The sequence below is a fragment of the Pedobacter sp. KBS0701 genome (assembly GCF_005938645.2).
Taxonomy (GTDB): domain Bacteria; phylum Bacteroidota; class Bacteroidia; order Sphingobacteriales; family Sphingobacteriaceae; genus Pedobacter.
Genome location: NZ_CP042171.1, coordinates 3,426,921 through 3,444,099 on the forward strand (window position 1 = coordinate 3,426,921; position 17,179 = coordinate 3,444,099).

Consider the following 17,179-nt stretch of genomic DNA (forward strand, 5'->3'; position numbering starts at 1 on the left):
AACTGGTATTGGTACGTGGCATCGGCGAACGTTATAATACCGCACAGTTAGATGGTATTACTTTGCCAAGCACCGAAGCCCAAACCCGCAATTTTTCTTTTGATCTGATTCCTTCGAGCCTTGTTGATAATGTAGTGGTAAGCAAAACCGTTACCCCCGATATGATCAGCAGTTTTGGAGGTGGTTTGATCCAGATTAACACTAAAGATATACCCAATGAAAATTTTATGAGCTTTACTGCAGGTACTGCTTACAACGACCAAAGTACAGGTAAGGATTTTTTAAGCCACAAACGTGGCAAATATGATTATTTCGGTTTTGATGATGGAAGAAGAAAATTTCCAACCGATTTACAGCATACCGAACCTACTGTGATGCCAAATAATAACCTTACACCTGAACAGTATGCACAAAAATTAATGGCCCAGAGCCAGAAGTTTACGAATGATAATTTTACGATGTACAAATATAAAACCGCACCATCGCAAAACTATCAGTTTACCATGGGCAGGTTAATCGGTATTGATACCACAAATAACAAAAAACTTGGTTATACAGCATCTTTAAACTACCGCAACAACCAGAACATTAATATTGTTGAACAACAAACCAGAAGCGAATGGAATGCTAACACTCCAAATACGGGTGCCAAATACATGTTTAACACCACTTTAGCAGCCATGTTAAATGTAGGCTTACAACTGGACAAAAATAGGTTTAGTTTCCGCAACACCTACACACATATTTACAATAACGACCTGCTAAGAACGGTTGGCTACGATGCAAACGATGGTTTTACTTTTTATACCAATGGACTAAAACCGAATGCCATCATCGAAACCGACGACCCTACCTATACAGATCTTTTACAAAATAAACTCAACGGGCAGCATCAGGTTGGCAAGGTTAAATTAGAATGGAACCTATCCAGAACATCAATAGACCGTAAAGAGAAGGATATGGGTATTACTACACAGAACTTACAAAACGTAGGTAACGATTACGAGTATTTTTACCAGGCAAGTGGGCAAAGGGAGGGAAATATCAAACCCACATCGCGCCATAACTACAGCAACAATGAGCACCATTTTTCATGGGGGGGAGATGCAAGCATGCCTTTTAAAACAGGGCCTTTAAATAACACCTTAAAAACCGGCTATTTTGGCATACAGAAGCAAGGATCGTTAAACTGGGAAATCGTTTCGCTGGTTCAAAACGCTACAATTCCTGATAGTTTAAGACATATCCCAATTGGACAGATGATTGATCCGGCAAAAATTGGCAACAATGGCTACAATTACTTTATAAGCCCATATTATCTAAATGGCTATAAAGGAAAAAGTATTACCAATGCAGCTTATGTGATGCTCGATAACCGCCTTGCTGAAAAGTTACGGTTAGTTTGGGGTGTTAGGGCCGAATATTATAAATATACCGAGCAACGCAATGATCTTAATATTAAGGGAACAAGCCTATTTTCGCTTCCTCCAGAAAATAAATGGCGATGGTTGCCATCGGCCAATCTTACCTACAGTCCTACCAAACAGATTAACCTGAGGGCAGCATTTTCAAATGCAGTAATCAGACCAGAGTTAATGGATAACAGTAAGTTTTTTAGATACGACCCAATGTTTGATGGATTGTTTGGCAATGAAGGTTTAGCCAGTACCCAAATTAAAAATTATGATTTTAAAGCAGAGTGGTTTCCGGGCCTTGGCGAAATTATTTCGGCAAGCGCATTCTATAAAAAATTCGATAAGCCCGTTGAAATTACTTACAGCCTATCAAACGGCATTGGTTTTTATTATATCAAAAATTCTGATGAAGCCAAAGTCTATGGCTTAGAATTCGAACTGAGGAAAAATCTCGGCTTTATTTCCAGCTATGCCCTGTTATCGCGCCTTACCCTTTACGGAAACCTTACCCTGCAAACAGCAGATGTTGTGGGCACCTACAAAACCAAAGGACCAGATGGAAATGATATAATGGTAAGCTCTAAAGCAAAAAGGAACATGTACGGACAAGCACCCTATCTTCTTAATGCCGGTTTGCAATATTTGGACGAACATTTTGGATTTAACATTGCCTACAATGAATCAGGGCGTAAAACAACACTTGTTAGTCCGGAGCTTAACAATATCGAGTACGAAAACCCACGTGCACAGATTGATGCACAGGTGAGTTATAAATTTTACAAAAACAAATTCGAAGTTAAAGTAAATGCAGGCAACCTGCTCAATAAAGCATCTGTTATTTTCAAAAACACAGCCAGCTACGAAGCTAACCCTGATCATATCGCCGGCACTTCCGATTACAGTACCAGATTCCGCCTGAAGCCCGGTTTTACAAACAATTTAGATGATGGAGACCAGATTATGTTTTCGCAAAAATTTGGCCGCACTTACAGCACTTCCATTACCTATAATTTTTAAAAGCTACCATGAAAAACAATTTAAATAAGCTTACAACATTTAATCAGAAAGGAGGAACAGTGTTTCCTGCATAGCCATAAAAAAAACGAAAGGTTGTATCAGAACCCTCCGTTTTAAACCGATCATTTCTAGTGGAACGGCCAATCCAGGATAAACCTGAAATATTTATAAAAACCTGCTGTTAAAAGCCAAGGGCAGCCAACAGATCTGCTTAGTTATCGATAAGAAATACTAAGATATAAAAAACATCCTATTTAGTGATATGCAGGCTTTTATTTCCATAAAAAACAAGGAATTATCTGTCCCTACCTCTAAATAACAAAAAAAATCAACCTAAAAAACATGGATCGTACCTATCAGATCCTATGAAAACAAAAAAACGAAAATGAAAAATTTCAAAAACTTAATCGGTCTTTTATCAATTGTTGCTGTGTCTTTTACAGCTTGTAAGAAAAATGAAGGTGCTTCATCTGCATTTGGCAACCGCAGCACTTCAGCAGCAGATTATTCACAATCATCATTGCCAGTTGTGGCAGTTAGCGGAGACATTACCAGCTCTGTTACCTGGACAGCAGGAAACGTTTACGAATTAAGTGGCGTAGTAACCGTAAGAAGTGGCGCTACATTAACCATCCAGCCAGGTACTTACATCAAAGCATCAGTTAATACTACCGGTGTACAAAACGGTGTATTGGTTATCGCAAAAGACGGTACCATCAACGCTGTTGGTACAGCTAATGCTCCAATAGTATTTACCAGCCGTTACCTTTTAGATGGTAATGCCAGCACAACAGGTAAACCTGGTGATTTTGGTGGTGTAATTATTTTAGGTAATGCAAAAATCAACGTTACGGATAAATTAATTGAAGGTTTAGCAGATGAAGGTAAATTCCACTACGGAGGTTCTAACGACGCGGATAACCGTGGTACTTTCCAATACGTACGCATTGAGTACGCTGGTTTCCAATTGGCTCCAAATGTTGAGGTTAACGGTTTAACTTTAGGTGGTGTAGGTAGCGGTACTACTATCGATCACGTACAGGTTTCTTACGGTCTTGATGATGGATTTGAGTTCTTCGGTGGTACAGTTAGTCCGAGCAATTTAATTGCATTAGCTTCTGATGATGATCAGTTTGATTTCGACAATGGTTTCACTGGTGCCCTAACCGATTGTATCGCTATTGCCGATAAAAATTCTACACACAGTACAAGCAGCGGCGCCAGCGATTCAAACGGTATCGAATCTGATAACAATGCACCTGGAGAAGATGCTACTTTTAGCTTATTACCTAAAACTCACCCAACTTTAACTAACGTAAGTGTTTTCGGAACTGAAAATACTGCTGGTATTGCTGGTTTAGGTTACCGTAATGGTATCCGCGAGCGTAGAGGTTCGGAAGTTACTTTGATCGACGTAATTGTTTCTGGTTATCCAAGAGGTATCGTTTTTGATGCTGACGCCAATGCAAGTCTTTCAGATCTTAATTCTACATCTGTTCACGGTTTTACAAGCGCTGTTACAGCAGCAGTTGGTACTTATGTTGACGGTGGTGGTAACACTTTAGTAGTTAACGGTAGCAATGCAAGTGCATTTGGTGTAAGCCAACCTTGGTACAATACTCCAGGTTCTCCATCTACAGTTACTTTACCAAGCTGGGCAGCTACATGGTCAAAACTTGTATTTTAATTTTTTCTCTCTTATCAAAAGAGACCGTACCCTTTGGGTATGGTCTCTTGATTATAAAAACAGGATTGTTCTGTTTTAAATGATAATTACCCTTTTTATGAAACTAAAAATCTTTACCCTTTTCCTTTTTTCGGCCATTATAGCCTTAGGTTTATCCTGTCGCAAAGCAGAACTTCTCCAACCAGAACCACCAAAAGTTATCCAGTTAAGTATTAGCGGAAATACAGAGGTAGATCTAGAATACCTGTATAAAGATAGTGTAATAGCTGATACCAAAACTGGTACTACAAATAGTATCAATATTAAAACCCTGCTTACGGTAAAAGACCAGAACGCTACTCTAAAGGTAAGAAAGAAAGGTACAGCAGAAATATTACTGACCAAAAACATTACTGCAACACCATTCGATCAAAGTATCAGTATTTTTTACGATGGCACTAAAGTATACAACAATTCCATTTCATTGGCAATTAAAAGTTATGCGCTATCCGGAGAGCTCGAATTTTTATTGGATGGAAATCTGTTCACTTCAGGAACCGGCGCTATCAATAAAGTATCCTCAATACTGATTGATAAGGGCACAACAAGAGAAATTACCATCCGCAAAAAGGGGGAAACAGCCATTCTACTTAAAAAAATAATCGAATCAACAAATGCACAGCAGAACATCGGTTTCTTTTTTGATGGAAACAAGATAGTTGATAATGTAAAACTCGATCCTCCTGCTAATCCGGCCAATATGATGATCAGTGCCAAATTTGAAACCACATTTCCGATTCAATTTAAAGGTGTTGATGTAGATCTCGTATTTTATACCAGACCTTCATCTGCTGCAAACACAGTAGTTGGCACAAAAGTTATACCCGAAATTAGGTTTACCTTACCAAAAGATGGCTCTCTAAATTCAATTGAGCTACCAGCACTGCCTGGGGCGAATTATATTTACAGTTTCGATATTGTTGAAAAAGGTACCAATAGCTATCCTTATAACTCTGGTACCCCTTTGGTTATTAATGGTTATACACTTAAACCTAACGAAGGTAGAGTTACCTCAGCTTTTGCCACAGATGGGTTCAATTTTCAGGCAGGAAAATCTAAATTGTTTGTAATTACAGATGCCAGAACATCGGTAGCTGCTACGAAAACTATTTATGTGTCAGGTGGCAGATTAACAGACCTTTCACAATATTTTCAATAGAGAAATCAAAAGTGTTAAAACCATTTATCATATCAAACTAAAACTAAAGGCAGGAATTTCCTGCCTTTCTGCTATCAAAAAACTGATAACCCGGGTTATTTTCACTTATCTACAGTTACTTTCCCTGGCTGATCAACAGGCTGGACTAAACTATTCACTAACTTTCTCTCTTGCTTAAAGATGAGGCTGCATCAAAAGTAAAATCTAGCAGTTAAAGGCCTGAATTTTATTTCGTTCTGCGTCATTCTCGCGCAGGCGGGAACGACGGAAGCGCTCAGCGAAGCTAATCTTAAAGCACTCTGCAACAGTATTAGGATTACCAATTAAATTGGGAATGACGACGTATCAAAATATAATTTGCTTAGTGAGCCAGCGTAAATCTTTTTTTACACAGCCTCCTATTTTATTTTACTAGTACTGTGTTAAAAAAACAACCACCCACTTTAACTTATTGATAACAATCATTTAACATTCAAAACGATTTAAATCAGTTACTTATTCATTTATTTACATCGCAGATATTAATCTGCACCTTGAATATCCAAACTGATTTTATGCCGTCGTTCTGCACCATCTTACCCTTTATCGGAAACACCGATTTAAGTATCCCTCTTGCCATCGTATTTATCGTTTGCCTGCTTGCCGTAGTCGGATTTGAGTTTGTAAACGGTTTCCATGATACGGCCAATGCTGTAGCGACTGTAATTTATACCAAAGCATTAAAACCTGTTATCGCCATCCCCTGGTCGGGATTTTGGAATTTCATGGGCGTGTTTACCGGAGGGATAGCCGTAGCGATGGGTATTTTAAAACTCGTACCATTAGATGCTTTGATGAACCTCCCAATTGGTGTTGGCGCCGCAATGGTTTTAGCAGTTTTACTGGCCTCTATCGCCTGGAACCTCGGCACCTGGTACCTGGGCATCCCCTGCTCAAGTTCGCATACTATGATTGGCGCCATGATCGGTGCCGGTTTAGCTTTTACCTGGTACTATGGCGGCACAGGCGTAAACTGGGGCAAGGCCGAAGAAATTGGTTTATCGCTCATTTTATCACCCATTATCGGCTTTGGTTTGGCCATGTTGCTGATGTATTTTTTAAAACATGTAGTTAAATACCATGCCCTTTTCCATATCCCGCATGGCGAAAATGACAGGCCCCCGTTATTAATCAGGGGATTACTGATTACCACCTGTACTTTGGTGAGCTTTTTCCACGGCAGTAACGATGGACAGAAAGGTGTGGGCTTATTAATGCTGATCCTCATTGCTTTTCTCCCTGCAAAATTTGCCGTCAACCACCATATCCCCAATGATAAAGTATTATTCCAGCTTAACCAAACTGAACAACTGCTGCAAAAAACAGCAAAACTTAATCAGGGTAAAATACTCGATATTGCCGCTCTTGTAAATAAAATAGATCAAGCAAAATTCCACCTTTCTCTCAAAAATGAAACCGACAAGAAAAACACTTATCTTTTCCGTAAGCAGATTGAAGACGTTATTGCTTCGGTAAAAACAGTCAGGGAAGATAAAACATTGGTAATTAATGCAACCGACGATCAGTTGCTTCATGATAATGCTTCTGAGTTATCGAAACTGGTAGAATTTGCACCACTTTGGGTAATTCTTTTAATTTCGATTTCACTCGGACTGGGTACCATGATCGGTTGGAAACGCATAGCGGTTACCATTGGCGAAAAAATCGGCAACGAGCATTTAAATTATGCGCAGGGCGCTACTTCAGAAATTGTAGCGGCTTCTACCATTGGCCTGAGTACCGCTTTTGGCTTGCCGGTAAGTACTACACACGTGTTATCGAGTGGGATAGCCGGTGCAATGGTGGCTTCTGGCGGACGAAAAAACCTGAACAGTAATACGCTTAAAAACATTGGATTGGCCTGGGTGCTTACCTTGCCGGTATCGATTGTATTGGCTATTTTGTTATTCATGCTTTTTCACCTGTTTATTTAACAGTTTTAAAATATTATTCTCCAAAAAATGAAACAGATACTTGTAGCAACGGATTTTTCAAGAAGTGCCGGAAATGCCCTCTCCTACGCACTGGCCATGGCAAAAACGCTGAAAATGGAAGTTGTGGCTATTCATGCCATCCATCCTACCGAAGGTATAAATAACAGTACCTACAATGCCATTTTTATCGAATCTTATTACGGAAATAAAAGAGCTGCTTTAAAGGAATGGGCCGAAAACATCCGCGAAAGGGAAAACCTTAAAGATGTAAAGCTCGGAACAATATGTGATGTTGGTTTTTTAAAAACAGTAATTACCAAACATACCGAAAACAATCCGGTAGAGCTATTAGTAATGGGCATAACAGGTGCCACAGGAATAAGCGGAATTGTAGGCAGCAACGCCAGCATGGCCGTTACCAAAATGCGGATTCCAACATTAATTGTTCCTTTAGAGAGCAGTTTTACCAACTTCCCCATTATTACGCTGGCCACTGATTACGAAACAGTATTATCGCCAAAAGACATTACTGCCCTTAGCGAACTGTTAAAATCCTCCGGAACGAGGAAAATGCAGGTGCTTTATGTGGCTGAAAAATCGGATGAAGTACACATCCAGACGGGTGAAAAACGGATCAGGGATCTTTTACCAGATACGGAGATCGAATTTAACTACATTATGGACAGCAGTGCCCCAAATGGTATTATGGATTTCATCAAAAGTAACCATACCGATATCCTTTGCCTGGTTAAACACCATCACAATATTATTTACCGCTTATTTACCAGCAGCACGGTTAATCAGGTAATGAACAAAACGGTGAAAGCTATTTTGGTATTGCACGAATAATAGGGGTAAATGACCAAAAATCAATTTTCAATGATCAGTTAGCGAGCGCCGATAAAATATTACTATCCTTTCCTCGGCGTATCCCTATCGATCAATTTGTCATCCTGAATGCAATGAAGGATCTTTATAATGAAAATGATTAAATAGATTTCTCCATTCCGCTGCGCTACAGTCGAAATGACGATTTTTCTAATTAATATAAACGGCAAAATCTTAATGTCCTTAATTTCTTAATGGTCAAAACGAGTAAGAACCAATAATCAAATTACAATGACTGAACGGTAACTGCCGCTTTAACATATCAAATAATTTAACAATGAAATAAATAGGCAATTGCCAGTACTAATAAACCAATGGCAAATGAACCAACTACTTCCTCACCTTCTTATAAAGCCTCTCGATTTTTTTAGCATCCTTTTTAAAGGTTTCAATATAATCTTCTATTTCCTTTTTAGATAAGGTTTCTACCTTGGCTTTAACATCATCCTTAAATCGGCCAACCGCAAGCAACTGGTTTTCATTATCCCGAAATTTCACATTAGGAAAAAGTTCGGTGATGTGGCGCTTATTCCTTTCCCTGATCTCGCTCAGTTTAGTAAAGGATTTTGGATGTTTGTCGCTGTTGATGTCTGTAAGTGAATCATAATAGTCGTAATCGCCGATATAATTGATAAGATTTAGGGTAACAATGTTCGGATCCATATTGTACATTTGTTTCAGTTAAATATAGGATTTTGTGTTCAGAATACAAGAAGTAACAGCATTTTTATAAGGTAATTGGAGTTAATAATATGAAATTAGCAATGTCTATTATTGGGTGGTCAGGAGTAGTATTTTGTACCCTCGGATACCTTTTATTAAGTATGAAATTAATCCGCGCAGATTCCATCTCCTTCCAGGCACTTAATATTATGGGTGGATTATGCCTGGCAGTTACTGCCGTTGATACCCAGGACATTCCCAATGCAGCAGCAAATGTACTCTGGATGTCTATCGGTTTATTCGCTTTAAGCCGTCAGTTTAGCAAACGGGAGCAGAAACAACCTTAATTGGAGATATGCATAGTGTATCGTAGGCTTTTTGCTTATAATAGGCTAAACGTTCCGAATAAGCTTTTTTATCACTTTCCATCGAAAGATAAAAATAAGCCCCATCAACCATTACAAAAATAAAATCTGCAGCAACCTGTGGGTTATCTACATTTGTAATGCACTGTGCATTGCACTGTTCGATCAACAGGGCAAGTCTATTGCGCAACGAATCCAGAATCATCTTATATTTAAGCTTGATTTTTTTTTCCCTGAATGCCAAAGCATAAAAAGTATAAAATAAACCGTCATCAAAAAGCAGGTTCCATTTTTTAGAAAACAACATTTCTATAGTTTTCTGTAAGTCATCCAGGCTTGCTTGTCCTTTATGTTTGATGGTATAAATCAATAAATACCGGTCTAGTATATGGTCGATCAATTCGTAAGTGAGTCCTTCCTTGGTTTCAAAATAATGAATAATAAGGCTTGGGTTAATATCCATCACCTTGGCAATCTTGGCAATAGATGTATTTTCATAACCTTCTTTTTTGGCTACCTGATAAAATACTTTAATAATCTCCAGTCGTCTGGTCTCTTTTAGGCTTTTGCGTCCCATTATGCAGTTAATTTAATTGAGCAAACTACTCAAAAGTAGCTGTATTCTGCAAATCTATTTCATTTAATAGATTGAATGAACGTTCAATTAATATATTAATTGAATCTTAACTTAACCTTAATATGATATGTTCAATTTAGCACCGTTGAAAAGCACCTGTCATTCCAAAACAAACAACTAAATATTAAGTAAAATGAAAAAAAAAGCTTCTATGGATGTTCAACCTGCTGATTCTATCCGCTAGCACATTTGCTCAAGGGATTGCCATTAAAGGAATGGGTCTCTGATGCAAAGACGGGAGAAACACTCCCAGCGGTAAACAAAGGGCTATGTTAGGAACAGGCCAAATGGAAACCAAACTGAACAAAGTTCCCGATAATAACACCAAAAAAACATTTAAAATTTTAACAAACGAATTAGCTTTTATGAAAAAAAGATTTACTTACCCATCTTTGTGTTGCCTGAAGAAGAGTTTATGGGTAACCTGTTTACTTATCGTTATTTTCAATTCTGCCTTTTCCATTCCAAAAACGAATGATAAGATTGTTTTAAAGCCTTCCCCGCAGAAAAAAACAGCAGAAAACGTCAGGGTTATCAAAGGCCATGTTACTGATGAGAAGAAACTTGGTATCCCTGGAATATCAGTATTAATAAAAGGAACCAATACTGGTACGGTTACTAACCAGGAAGGTGATTTTTCAATCAAGGCTGACGATGGCGATGTACTTGTTTTAAGTAGTATTGGATATGTGAACAAAGAAATCAAAGTTGATCATTCCGATACCTACCAGATCGTAATGACTGAGGATGCAAAAGCATTATCTGAGGTGGTAGTTACCGCTTTAGGTGTTAAAAAAGAACGGTCAAAATTAGGTTATGTGGCGCAAACGGTGCAAGGCGAAAATTTAGTGAAGGCAAGAGAGCCGAACATTATCAGTTCGCTTACCGGAAGGGTTGCCGGCCTTAATATCACCAATTCTACTGATTTGTTCCAGGAACCAGGTATTTCATTAAGAGGCAGAAAGCCACTTATTGTTATCGATGGCATACCAGACCAATCTGCAGATCTTTTTCGTGTAAATGCAGATGATGTCGAATCGGTAACCATATTAAAAGGTGCCAATGCATCTGCATTATATGGTTCTATCGGGCAAAATGGTGCAATTATGATTACCACAAAACGTGGCAAAGGGAATGATCTTAGTATTGATGTAAATAGTTCTACGCAAATACAGCCAAGTTTTATCAGGATTCCGAAGGTACAAACAGAGTATGGTGCAGGTTACAAGGGAAAATATACTTATGTTGATGGTTCAGGAGGAGGACAAGAAGGTTCTGGATGGATTTGGGGTCCAAAACTCGATCAACCCGATCCCACTACGCCCAGTGGTTTTTTTGAAACGCCTCAGTTTAACAGCCCAAGAGACCCGGTTACCGGAAAATTAGTTCCGCTTCCATTCCTTTCGAGGGGAAAAAACAATGTAGAAGACTTTTTTCAAACCGGACTAATTTCAAGTAATAACATTAGCATTACCCAAAGTTCGGAGAAAGGTTCCTTCCGGGCTTCAGCTTCGCATATTTATCAAAAAGGAATTGTGCCGAATACCGACTTAAACAATAGTTCCTTTAACGTTTCCGGCAATTATAAACTTTCAGATGCATTTACAATTGATGCAAGATTGAACTACAACCGCCAGTTTACCAAAAACTTTCCTGAAACCGGATACGGGCCAACCAACTACCTTTACAATTTAGTTTTATGGACAGGGGCCGATGTAAGTGTGCAGGATTTAAAAGACTATTGGGTGCCGGGCAAAGAGGGTATTCAACAACGCAATTATAATGTTTCTTACTATAATAACCCATATTTCCAGGCTTATGAATATTTGCGCGGTTATGATAAAGACAACACCTATGGTTCATTAAACCTGAATTATAAAATCAGTCCGGCTTTTAGTGTTCAGTTTAGAAATGGAATAAACGCTTATGGCCTAAACCGGACTTATAAAGAACCAATGAGTTACATCGGTTATGGTAATAAATCCAGAGGGCAATTTACCGTTGCTACCCAAAACTACATTGACCTGGTTACTGATTTAATTGGAGACTACAACCATACTTTCAGCAATAAGTTTAAGTTACACGCGCAGGTTGGTGGTTCTAATTATTATAGAAATAACAAATACGGTTCTACAAATACTGATGGATTAAGCATTCCTGGTTTTTATAACCTTAGTAATTCTGCAAATCCTCTTCAGGGCAGTAACGCTGTTGAAGAAAGAAGAACAAGCAGCGTTTATGCGATTTTAGATCTGGAATTTTTAAATGCAATTTATTTAACTGCTACTGGCAGAAACGATGTCATTTCTACACTTCCAACGAATAATAACAGCTTTTTCTACCCTTCAATAGGCTCATCTGTCGTTGTTTCCCAGTTAACTAAATTGCCAGACTGGTTTAGCTATTTAAAAGCACGTGGTTCCTGGTCAAGAGTTTCAAGCGGTACACTTGGTGATGATACTTATACGTATGGTTATCTTCCGGCATTTGATAAAGGAACGAGCTGGAACAGTACTCCCGCGCTTACTTTTGGCAGCTTGCTTAAACAGGCTAACCTTACCCCACAAACGTCAGACAGTTGGGAGGTAGGTTTGGATACTAAGTTTTTTAAGAACAGGTTAAGTGTTGAAGCCACTTATTACCAGACAAGCGACTTTAACAATATCGCTTCTCCGGATATTTCTATAACAAGCGGTTATGGTAGCCAGTTGGTTAACGGAAACGTTTATCAACGTAAGGGAATGGAGTTTGTGGTTAATGGAACCTTATTAAAAAGCAACGATTTTCAATGGGATATGGCCGTAAATCTGAGCAAGTACCGCAGGTATTTAAAAGAAATTTATGGGGGTGCTGAAACCCTGGGCAATCTGCGTGTGGGTGATAGGACAGACAGGATCTATGGTTCGGTTTATCAGACCAACAGCCAGGGGCAGATTATTTACGGAAGCAATGGTTTTCCATTAAATGATAATTTTTCAAGATTTATTGGAAATGAAGCTCCAGACTGGACTTACGGTATCGAAAATACTTTTAATTATAAGAGCTTCACACTGAAGTTTCTGGTTGATGGGCGACTTGGCGGATTGATGTACTCGACAACCAACCAGAAAATGTGGTGGGGTGGTACACATCCGGGTACAGTTAACCAATACCGCATTGATGCTAATGCAGGGAAAGCAACTTTTGTTGGTGATGGTGTCGTGGTTACCAGCGGAGCAGCTACCTATGATGCCAAAGGTAATATTACAAGCGATACCCGTGTTTTCGCCCCAAATGCCAAAGCGGTAAACTATATCGATTATATGATCGAGACCAGTAATGGTGCCTACAATAACTACAACTATTTTTCGCAAACCTTCCTGAAATTAAGAGAGGTAACATTAGGATGGCAGGTGCCGGCCAAGCTGCTAGGCAAATCATTTGTTAAAGGTTTAGATGTTTCAGTAGTTGGCCGTAATCTTTTATTGTTCTCAAAAATGCCAAATATAGATCCTGATCCCGCAAAGGATAATCTCCAAACGCCTTCGGCCCGTTCATTTGGTTTTAACGTAAACCTAAAATTTTAACTTGAGTTATATGAAAAAGACATTATATATTGTATTATTTGCCGCAATCGCACAAATGGGCTGCAAAAAATTTAGCGAGTTCCAGGTAGACCCAAACAAAACCACTGCTGCAACACCCGATCTATTATTAAATGCCATTGAGCAAAGTGCCTTCCAGTCAACCAATCTTGATGTAGCACTTGCTTCCCGTCAAATGATAAATACAGATGAAATTACCTTAAACCAGTACTATGGCTGGAGCCGGGGCAGCTATGCTAATTATAATAATCTGCGCCAGGTAGTTAAGATGGAACAAGCTGCCATAAATCTGAACAAACCTCAGTATTTGCCTCTTGTGAAGTTTTTTAAGGTCTGGGAATTTTTACAATTAACCCAGACCTTCGGCGATATTGCTTACAGTGAGGCTTTAAAAGCAGAGGGAGATATTGTTGCACCAAAATATGACAAGCAGGAAGATATTTACCTGAGCATTTTAAATGAGCTGAAATCTGCCAACGGAATGATTGACGTAAATACAGCAAGTTTACAGGGTGACATTGTTTTCGGCGGAAACATACAACAGTGGAAACGCGCAATCAACTCACTTTCCTTAAGGGTATTAATCAGTTTATCGGTTAAGGAAAATGACTCCAAATTTGAAATCAAGAAACGTTTTGCCGAAATTGTAAACAATCCAACGGATTATCCACTGTTTACTGGAAACTCGGACAATGCCCAGCTTAAATTTTATGATCTCCAGGGAAACCGCTATCCATATTTCAATAGTAACAGTATGCAGACAGCATATTATATGGATGAAACTTTTATCAATTTGCTAAAATCGCTTCAGGATTCCCGTTTATTCCGCTTTGCCGATAAAGCACCAAAATTCGCATCGCTTGCCGCAACAGATTTTAAGGCTTACGGCGGAGGAAATGGTAGCGCACCAAAAGATGAGAATACGGCCCGTACGCTTGCGGGAGAAGTTTCTAAAATTAATCCTCGTTATTATAATAGCCCGGCAAATGAAGCAAGTATAGCATTGGGTTATGCTGAGCAACAGTTTATTCTTGCCGAAGGCGTTGTAAAAGGATGGATTTCCGGAAGCGCAAATGAGTATTATCAAAAAGGCATCAGGGCATCTATGCAGTTTTATACTATCGACGAGGCCACTATCAATGCTTATCTGGCGCAGACAACTGTCCAATTAAATGCTAATGCAAATCCTCTGGCGAACATCATTACCCAAAAATACATCGCATCTTTCATGAACAGCGGCTGGCAGCCATTTTTTGAGCAGAGAAGAACTGGTTTTCCGGTTTTTGATACTACAGGGGCCGGGGTGTTAAACAACAAACGCATTCCAAAACGTTGGATGTATCCGGAATCTGAATTACGATTAAATCAGCAGAATGTTACCGGGGCAATAGCAAGACAGTATCCTGAAGGCGACAACATTGATGGGGTAATGTGGTTGTTGAAACCATAAAACAGACCATAACAGCACCGCCGATTTTGTCGGTGCTGTTTATTTAACCACAATCCCTAATTTCTACAAAACATAAAATGATTAAAAAAATTCTTTTCCTCTTCCTGATTTTGGTTTCAGTAAATGGCTGGGCGCAGAAAATAAAAACTAAAAAAGTGGTTTATGTTATCGCCGACGGCATTCCTGCCGATGTAATAGAACGTTTGGCGTTACCTAATTTCAAAAAGATCATCTCAGCAGGATCCTATTCGCGGATGCATGTAGGTGGCGATAAAGCAAGTTACAATGAAACACCAACTATATCTGCTGTTGGTTACAATAGCCTGCTTACCGGCACCTGGGTAAACAAGCATAACGTACCCGATAATGATATCAAGGCACCGAATTATAACTACCAGCACATTTTCAGGCTTTTTAAAAGCCAATATCCTGATAAAAAAACAGCTATTTTCTCCAGCTGGACCGACAACCGAACCAAACTACTTGGCGATGGCCTTCCCGAAACCGGAAACTTTAAACCCGATTTTGTTGCAGATGGTTTTGAGTTAGATACTGTTCGCTTTAAACATGATAAAAAGGCTGACTATATGCATCTTATTGATGAGGAAGTAGTTAAACAGGCTGCAAACACTATTCATGACAAAGCGCCTGATCTTTCGTGGGTATACCTGGAATATACGGATGATATGAGCCACCGTTATGGTGATAGTCCGGAGTTTTACAAAGCTGTTGAGATGCTGGATAAACAAATGGGCCAGATCTGGGATGCCATTACGTATCGTCAACAGCAATTTAAAGAAGATTGGCTGATTGTTATTACAACCGATCATGGACGTGATGAAAAAACCGGCCGTGGACATGGCGGACAATCTGAGCGTCAACGTTCTACCTGGATGGTGAGTAGTTATAAAAACCTGAATACTTATGCGCAATATTTCGATCTTGGTATAGTAGATATTATGCCTTCCATTGCCCGTTACCTTAATGTGAAACTGCCAAAAAGTGTCGAACAGGAAATTGACGGCACATCATTTATTGGCCCGATATCCATATCCGCATTAAAAGCAAATTATGTACAAAATCACCTCGACATTAGCTGGAAAGCAGTGGAAAAGAAAGGGAAAGTAAAAATTTGGCTGGCAACCACCAACGCGTTTAAAACAGGAGGAAAAGATGACTATCATTTATTGGGCGAGGTTGATGTTAATCAGCAACATTATTTGGCAGACCTTAAAAACTACCCATCCTCTTTCTATAAACTCTTAATTGAAGCACCAGATAACATGCTCAACAAATGGATAAGCGTTAAATAATTAGCTTTATTCTTATAATTTTTACGTCTAAGCCCAATAGCTGATCATTTAGGATTGGATATTGGGCTTTTTTAATTACTGATGGCACTTATCTTAATTGAATAACATAAGCAAAAAACTATATTTTTAAATTTTGAAATATTCATACGTTTTAACCAATTTTTAGGACTTATAGACCTTTTTTAATAATGGTTCTTGAGCGAAATTTGTAGTCTAATTATCGGCAGAATCACGTTTATTGATTTTTCTAGCTGATGACAAATCCAAATTCAATAAAAAATGGTCAGTCCCACAAACTCATCAAGCCCCAGCGGTTTAAAAACTGCTATTATCCGATTCCTTATTTATGGTTCAATAATGGCTTTATTGTCTGAATTTTTAAAGTGGAATGTGCAACACGAAGCAGGAAGTAATAAATTCAATGAAGAATCAGTCGTAGAATATGTGCAGAGCTTGCTACTACTGCTAAGTGCCCTTACTTACCTTTATATTTCATTCAAACATAAATCATCATTCCCACTTGCTTTTGCGTTATTTAGCTTCACTATGGCTTCTCTTATCAGAGAGCAAGACGCTTTTCTTGATGAGCATGTTTATGATGGAGCGTGGCAAACCGGAGCTTTTGGTCTGCTTCTTCTTGCAACTATTATTGTATACAGAAATAAAAGACTCTTTTTTGCTAACCTAAACGATTTCGTAAATAAATTTTCCTTTGGGATACTTCTATCAGGAATTTTAACTACTTATATTTTCGCGCGTTTGTATGGTAGAAAAGTGTTTTGGATGGCCGTTATGGAAAATCAATATACCCGTGATGTGAAGAATGTGTCAGAAGAATCGCTTGAACTTTTTGGTTATACACTTATTCTTATCGCTACTGTGGAATTTTACCTGCTTACGAAAGCAAAAAGCAATTACTTAGCTTTAACAATGAGCAACAGACAAACAACATTTAACCTTTCAGCATAACATCATACGTTGAAGTATTA

Annotated in this window: 12 protein-coding genes; 10 read left to right on the forward strand and 2 right to left on the reverse strand. The window is 38.7% G+C overall.

Features of this window, described 5'->3' with window-relative positions; genetic code table 11:
- The first annotated feature begins 8 nt into the window (after positions 1–8).
- The 5 genes from FFJ24_RS13860 (at position 9) to FFJ24_RS13880 (ending at position 8,139) form a co-directional block, all read left to right on the forward strand.
- Complete coding sequence (locus FFJ24_RS13860) at positions 9–2,432, forward strand: TonB-dependent receptor domain-containing protein (protein ID WP_138822048.1); 2,424 nt, start codon at positions 9–11, stop codon at positions 2,430–2,432.
- Between the two features lie 385 nt (positions 2,433–2,817).
- Positions 2,818–4,119: a hypothetical protein gene (locus FFJ24_RS13865; RefSeq protein ID WP_138822049.1), complete on the forward strand. Its 1,302-nt coding sequence runs from the start codon at positions 2,818–2,820 to the stop codon at positions 4,117–4,119.
- Positions 4,120–4,216: 97 nt separating this feature from the next.
- Positions 4,217–5,317, forward strand: a complete 1,101-nt coding sequence (locus FFJ24_RS13870; RefSeq protein WP_138822050.1) for a hypothetical protein — start codon at positions 4,217–4,219, stop codon at positions 5,315–5,317.
- 554 nt (positions 5,318–5,871) lie between these two features.
- Positions 5,872–7,290: an inorganic phosphate transporter gene (locus FFJ24_RS13875; RefSeq protein ID WP_138822051.1), complete on the forward strand. Its 1,419-nt coding sequence runs from the start codon at positions 5,872–5,874 to the stop codon at positions 7,288–7,290.
- 27 nt (positions 7,291–7,317) lie between these two features.
- Complete coding sequence (locus FFJ24_RS13880; protein WP_138822058.1) at positions 7,318–8,139, forward strand: universal stress protein; 822 nt, start codon at positions 7,318–7,320, stop codon at positions 8,137–8,139.
- Between the two features lie 369 nt (positions 8,140–8,508).
- Here the strand turns inward: FFJ24_RS13880 and FFJ24_RS13885 are convergent, their stop codons facing one another.
- The gene (locus tag FFJ24_RS13885; RefSeq protein WP_145315342.1) at positions 8,509–8,841 is read right to left on the reverse strand and encodes a hypothetical protein; all 333 of its coding nucleotides are present in this window, start codon (positions 8,839–8,841) and stop codon (positions 8,509–8,511) included.
- A gap of 161 nt (positions 8,842–9,002) precedes the next feature.
- On the opposite strand from FFJ24_RS13885, the gene FFJ24_RS13890 reads away from it, so the two are divergent.
- A complete protein-coding gene (locus FFJ24_RS13890) occupies positions 9,003–9,188 on the forward strand; it encodes a hypothetical protein (protein WP_138822062.1) in 186 nt (61 codons plus the stop codon).
- Here FFJ24_RS13890 and FFJ24_RS13895 read toward each other — a convergent pair.
- Entirely contained in the window at positions 9,160–9,783 is a 624-nt protein-coding gene (locus FFJ24_RS13895) for a TetR family transcriptional regulator (RefSeq protein WP_138822065.1), read from the reverse strand. The genes FFJ24_RS13890 and FFJ24_RS13895 overlap by 29 nt on opposite strands.
- A gap of 329 nt (positions 9,784–10,112) precedes the next feature.
- Here FFJ24_RS13895 and FFJ24_RS13900 point away from each other — a divergent pair, with 329 nt between their 5' ends.
- From FFJ24_RS13900 to FFJ24_RS13915, 4 genes are all read left to right on the forward strand, one after another.
- Complete coding sequence (locus FFJ24_RS13900; RefSeq protein ID WP_138822067.1) at positions 10,113–13,409, forward strand: SusC/RagA family TonB-linked outer membrane protein; 3,297 nt, start codon at positions 10,113–10,115, stop codon at positions 13,407–13,409.
- A 10-nt stretch (positions 13,410–13,419) separates the two neighbouring features.
- Positions 13,420–14,877 carry a SusD/RagB family nutrient-binding outer membrane lipoprotein gene (locus tag FFJ24_RS13905; RefSeq protein ID WP_138822069.1) on the forward strand — a complete coding sequence of 486 codons (1,458 nt, stop codon included), beginning with the start codon at positions 13,420–13,422 and terminating at the stop codon, positions 14,875–14,877.
- Between the two features lie 77 nt (positions 14,878–14,954).
- Complete coding sequence (locus tag FFJ24_RS13910) at positions 14,955–16,190, forward strand: alkaline phosphatase family protein (protein WP_138822071.1); 1,236 nt, start codon at positions 14,955–14,957, stop codon at positions 16,188–16,190.
- 279 nt (positions 16,191–16,469) lie between these two features.
- Positions 16,470–17,159: a hypothetical protein gene (locus FFJ24_RS13915; protein WP_138822073.1), complete on the forward strand. Its 690-nt coding sequence runs from the start codon at positions 16,470–16,472 to the stop codon at positions 17,157–17,159.
- Positions 17,160–17,179 lie beyond the last annotated feature (20 nt).

What these genes read in the sequence shown, in the direction of transcription:
- FFJ24_RS13865 (WP_138822049.1), top strand. Translation starts at nt 2,818, where the DNA reads ATGAAAAATTTCAAAAACTTAATCGGTCTTTTATCAATTGTTGCTGTG.
- FFJ24_RS13870 (WP_138822050.1), top strand. Translation starts at nt 4,217, where the DNA reads ATGAAACTAAAAATCTTTACCCTTTTCCTTTTTTCGGCCATTATAGCC.
- FFJ24_RS13875 (WP_138822051.1), top strand. Translation starts at nt 5,872, where the DNA reads ATGCCGTCGTTCTGCACCATCTTACCCTTTATCGGAAACACCGATTTA.
- FFJ24_RS13880 (WP_138822058.1), top strand. Translation starts at nt 7,318, where the DNA reads ATGAAACAGATACTTGTAGCAACGGATTTTTCAAGAAGTGCCGGAAAT.
- FFJ24_RS13885 (WP_145315342.1), bottom strand. Translation starts at nt 8,841, where the DNA reads ATGGATCCGAACATTGTTACCCTAAATCTTATCAATTATATCGGCGAT.
- FFJ24_RS13890 (WP_138822062.1), top strand. Translation starts at nt 9,003, where the DNA reads ATGAAATTAATCCGCGCAGATTCCATCTCCTTCCAGGCACTTAATATT.
- FFJ24_RS13895 (WP_138822065.1), bottom strand. Translation starts at nt 9,783, where the DNA reads ATGGGACGCAAAAGCCTAAAAGAGACCAGACGACTGGAGATTATTAAA.
- FFJ24_RS13900 (WP_138822067.1), top strand. Translation starts at nt 10,113, where the DNA reads ATGTTAGGAACAGGCCAAATGGAAACCAAACTGAACAAAGTTCCCGAT.
- FFJ24_RS13905 (WP_138822069.1), top strand. Translation starts at nt 13,420, where the DNA reads ATGAAAAAGACATTATATATTGTATTATTTGCCGCAATCGCACAAATG.
- FFJ24_RS13910 (WP_138822071.1), top strand. Translation starts at nt 14,955, where the DNA reads ATGATTAAAAAAATTCTTTTCCTCTTCCTGATTTTGGTTTCAGTAAAT.
- FFJ24_RS13915 (WP_138822073.1), top strand. Translation starts at nt 16,470, where the DNA reads ATGGTCAGTCCCACAAACTCATCAAGCCCCAGCGGTTTAAAAACTGCT.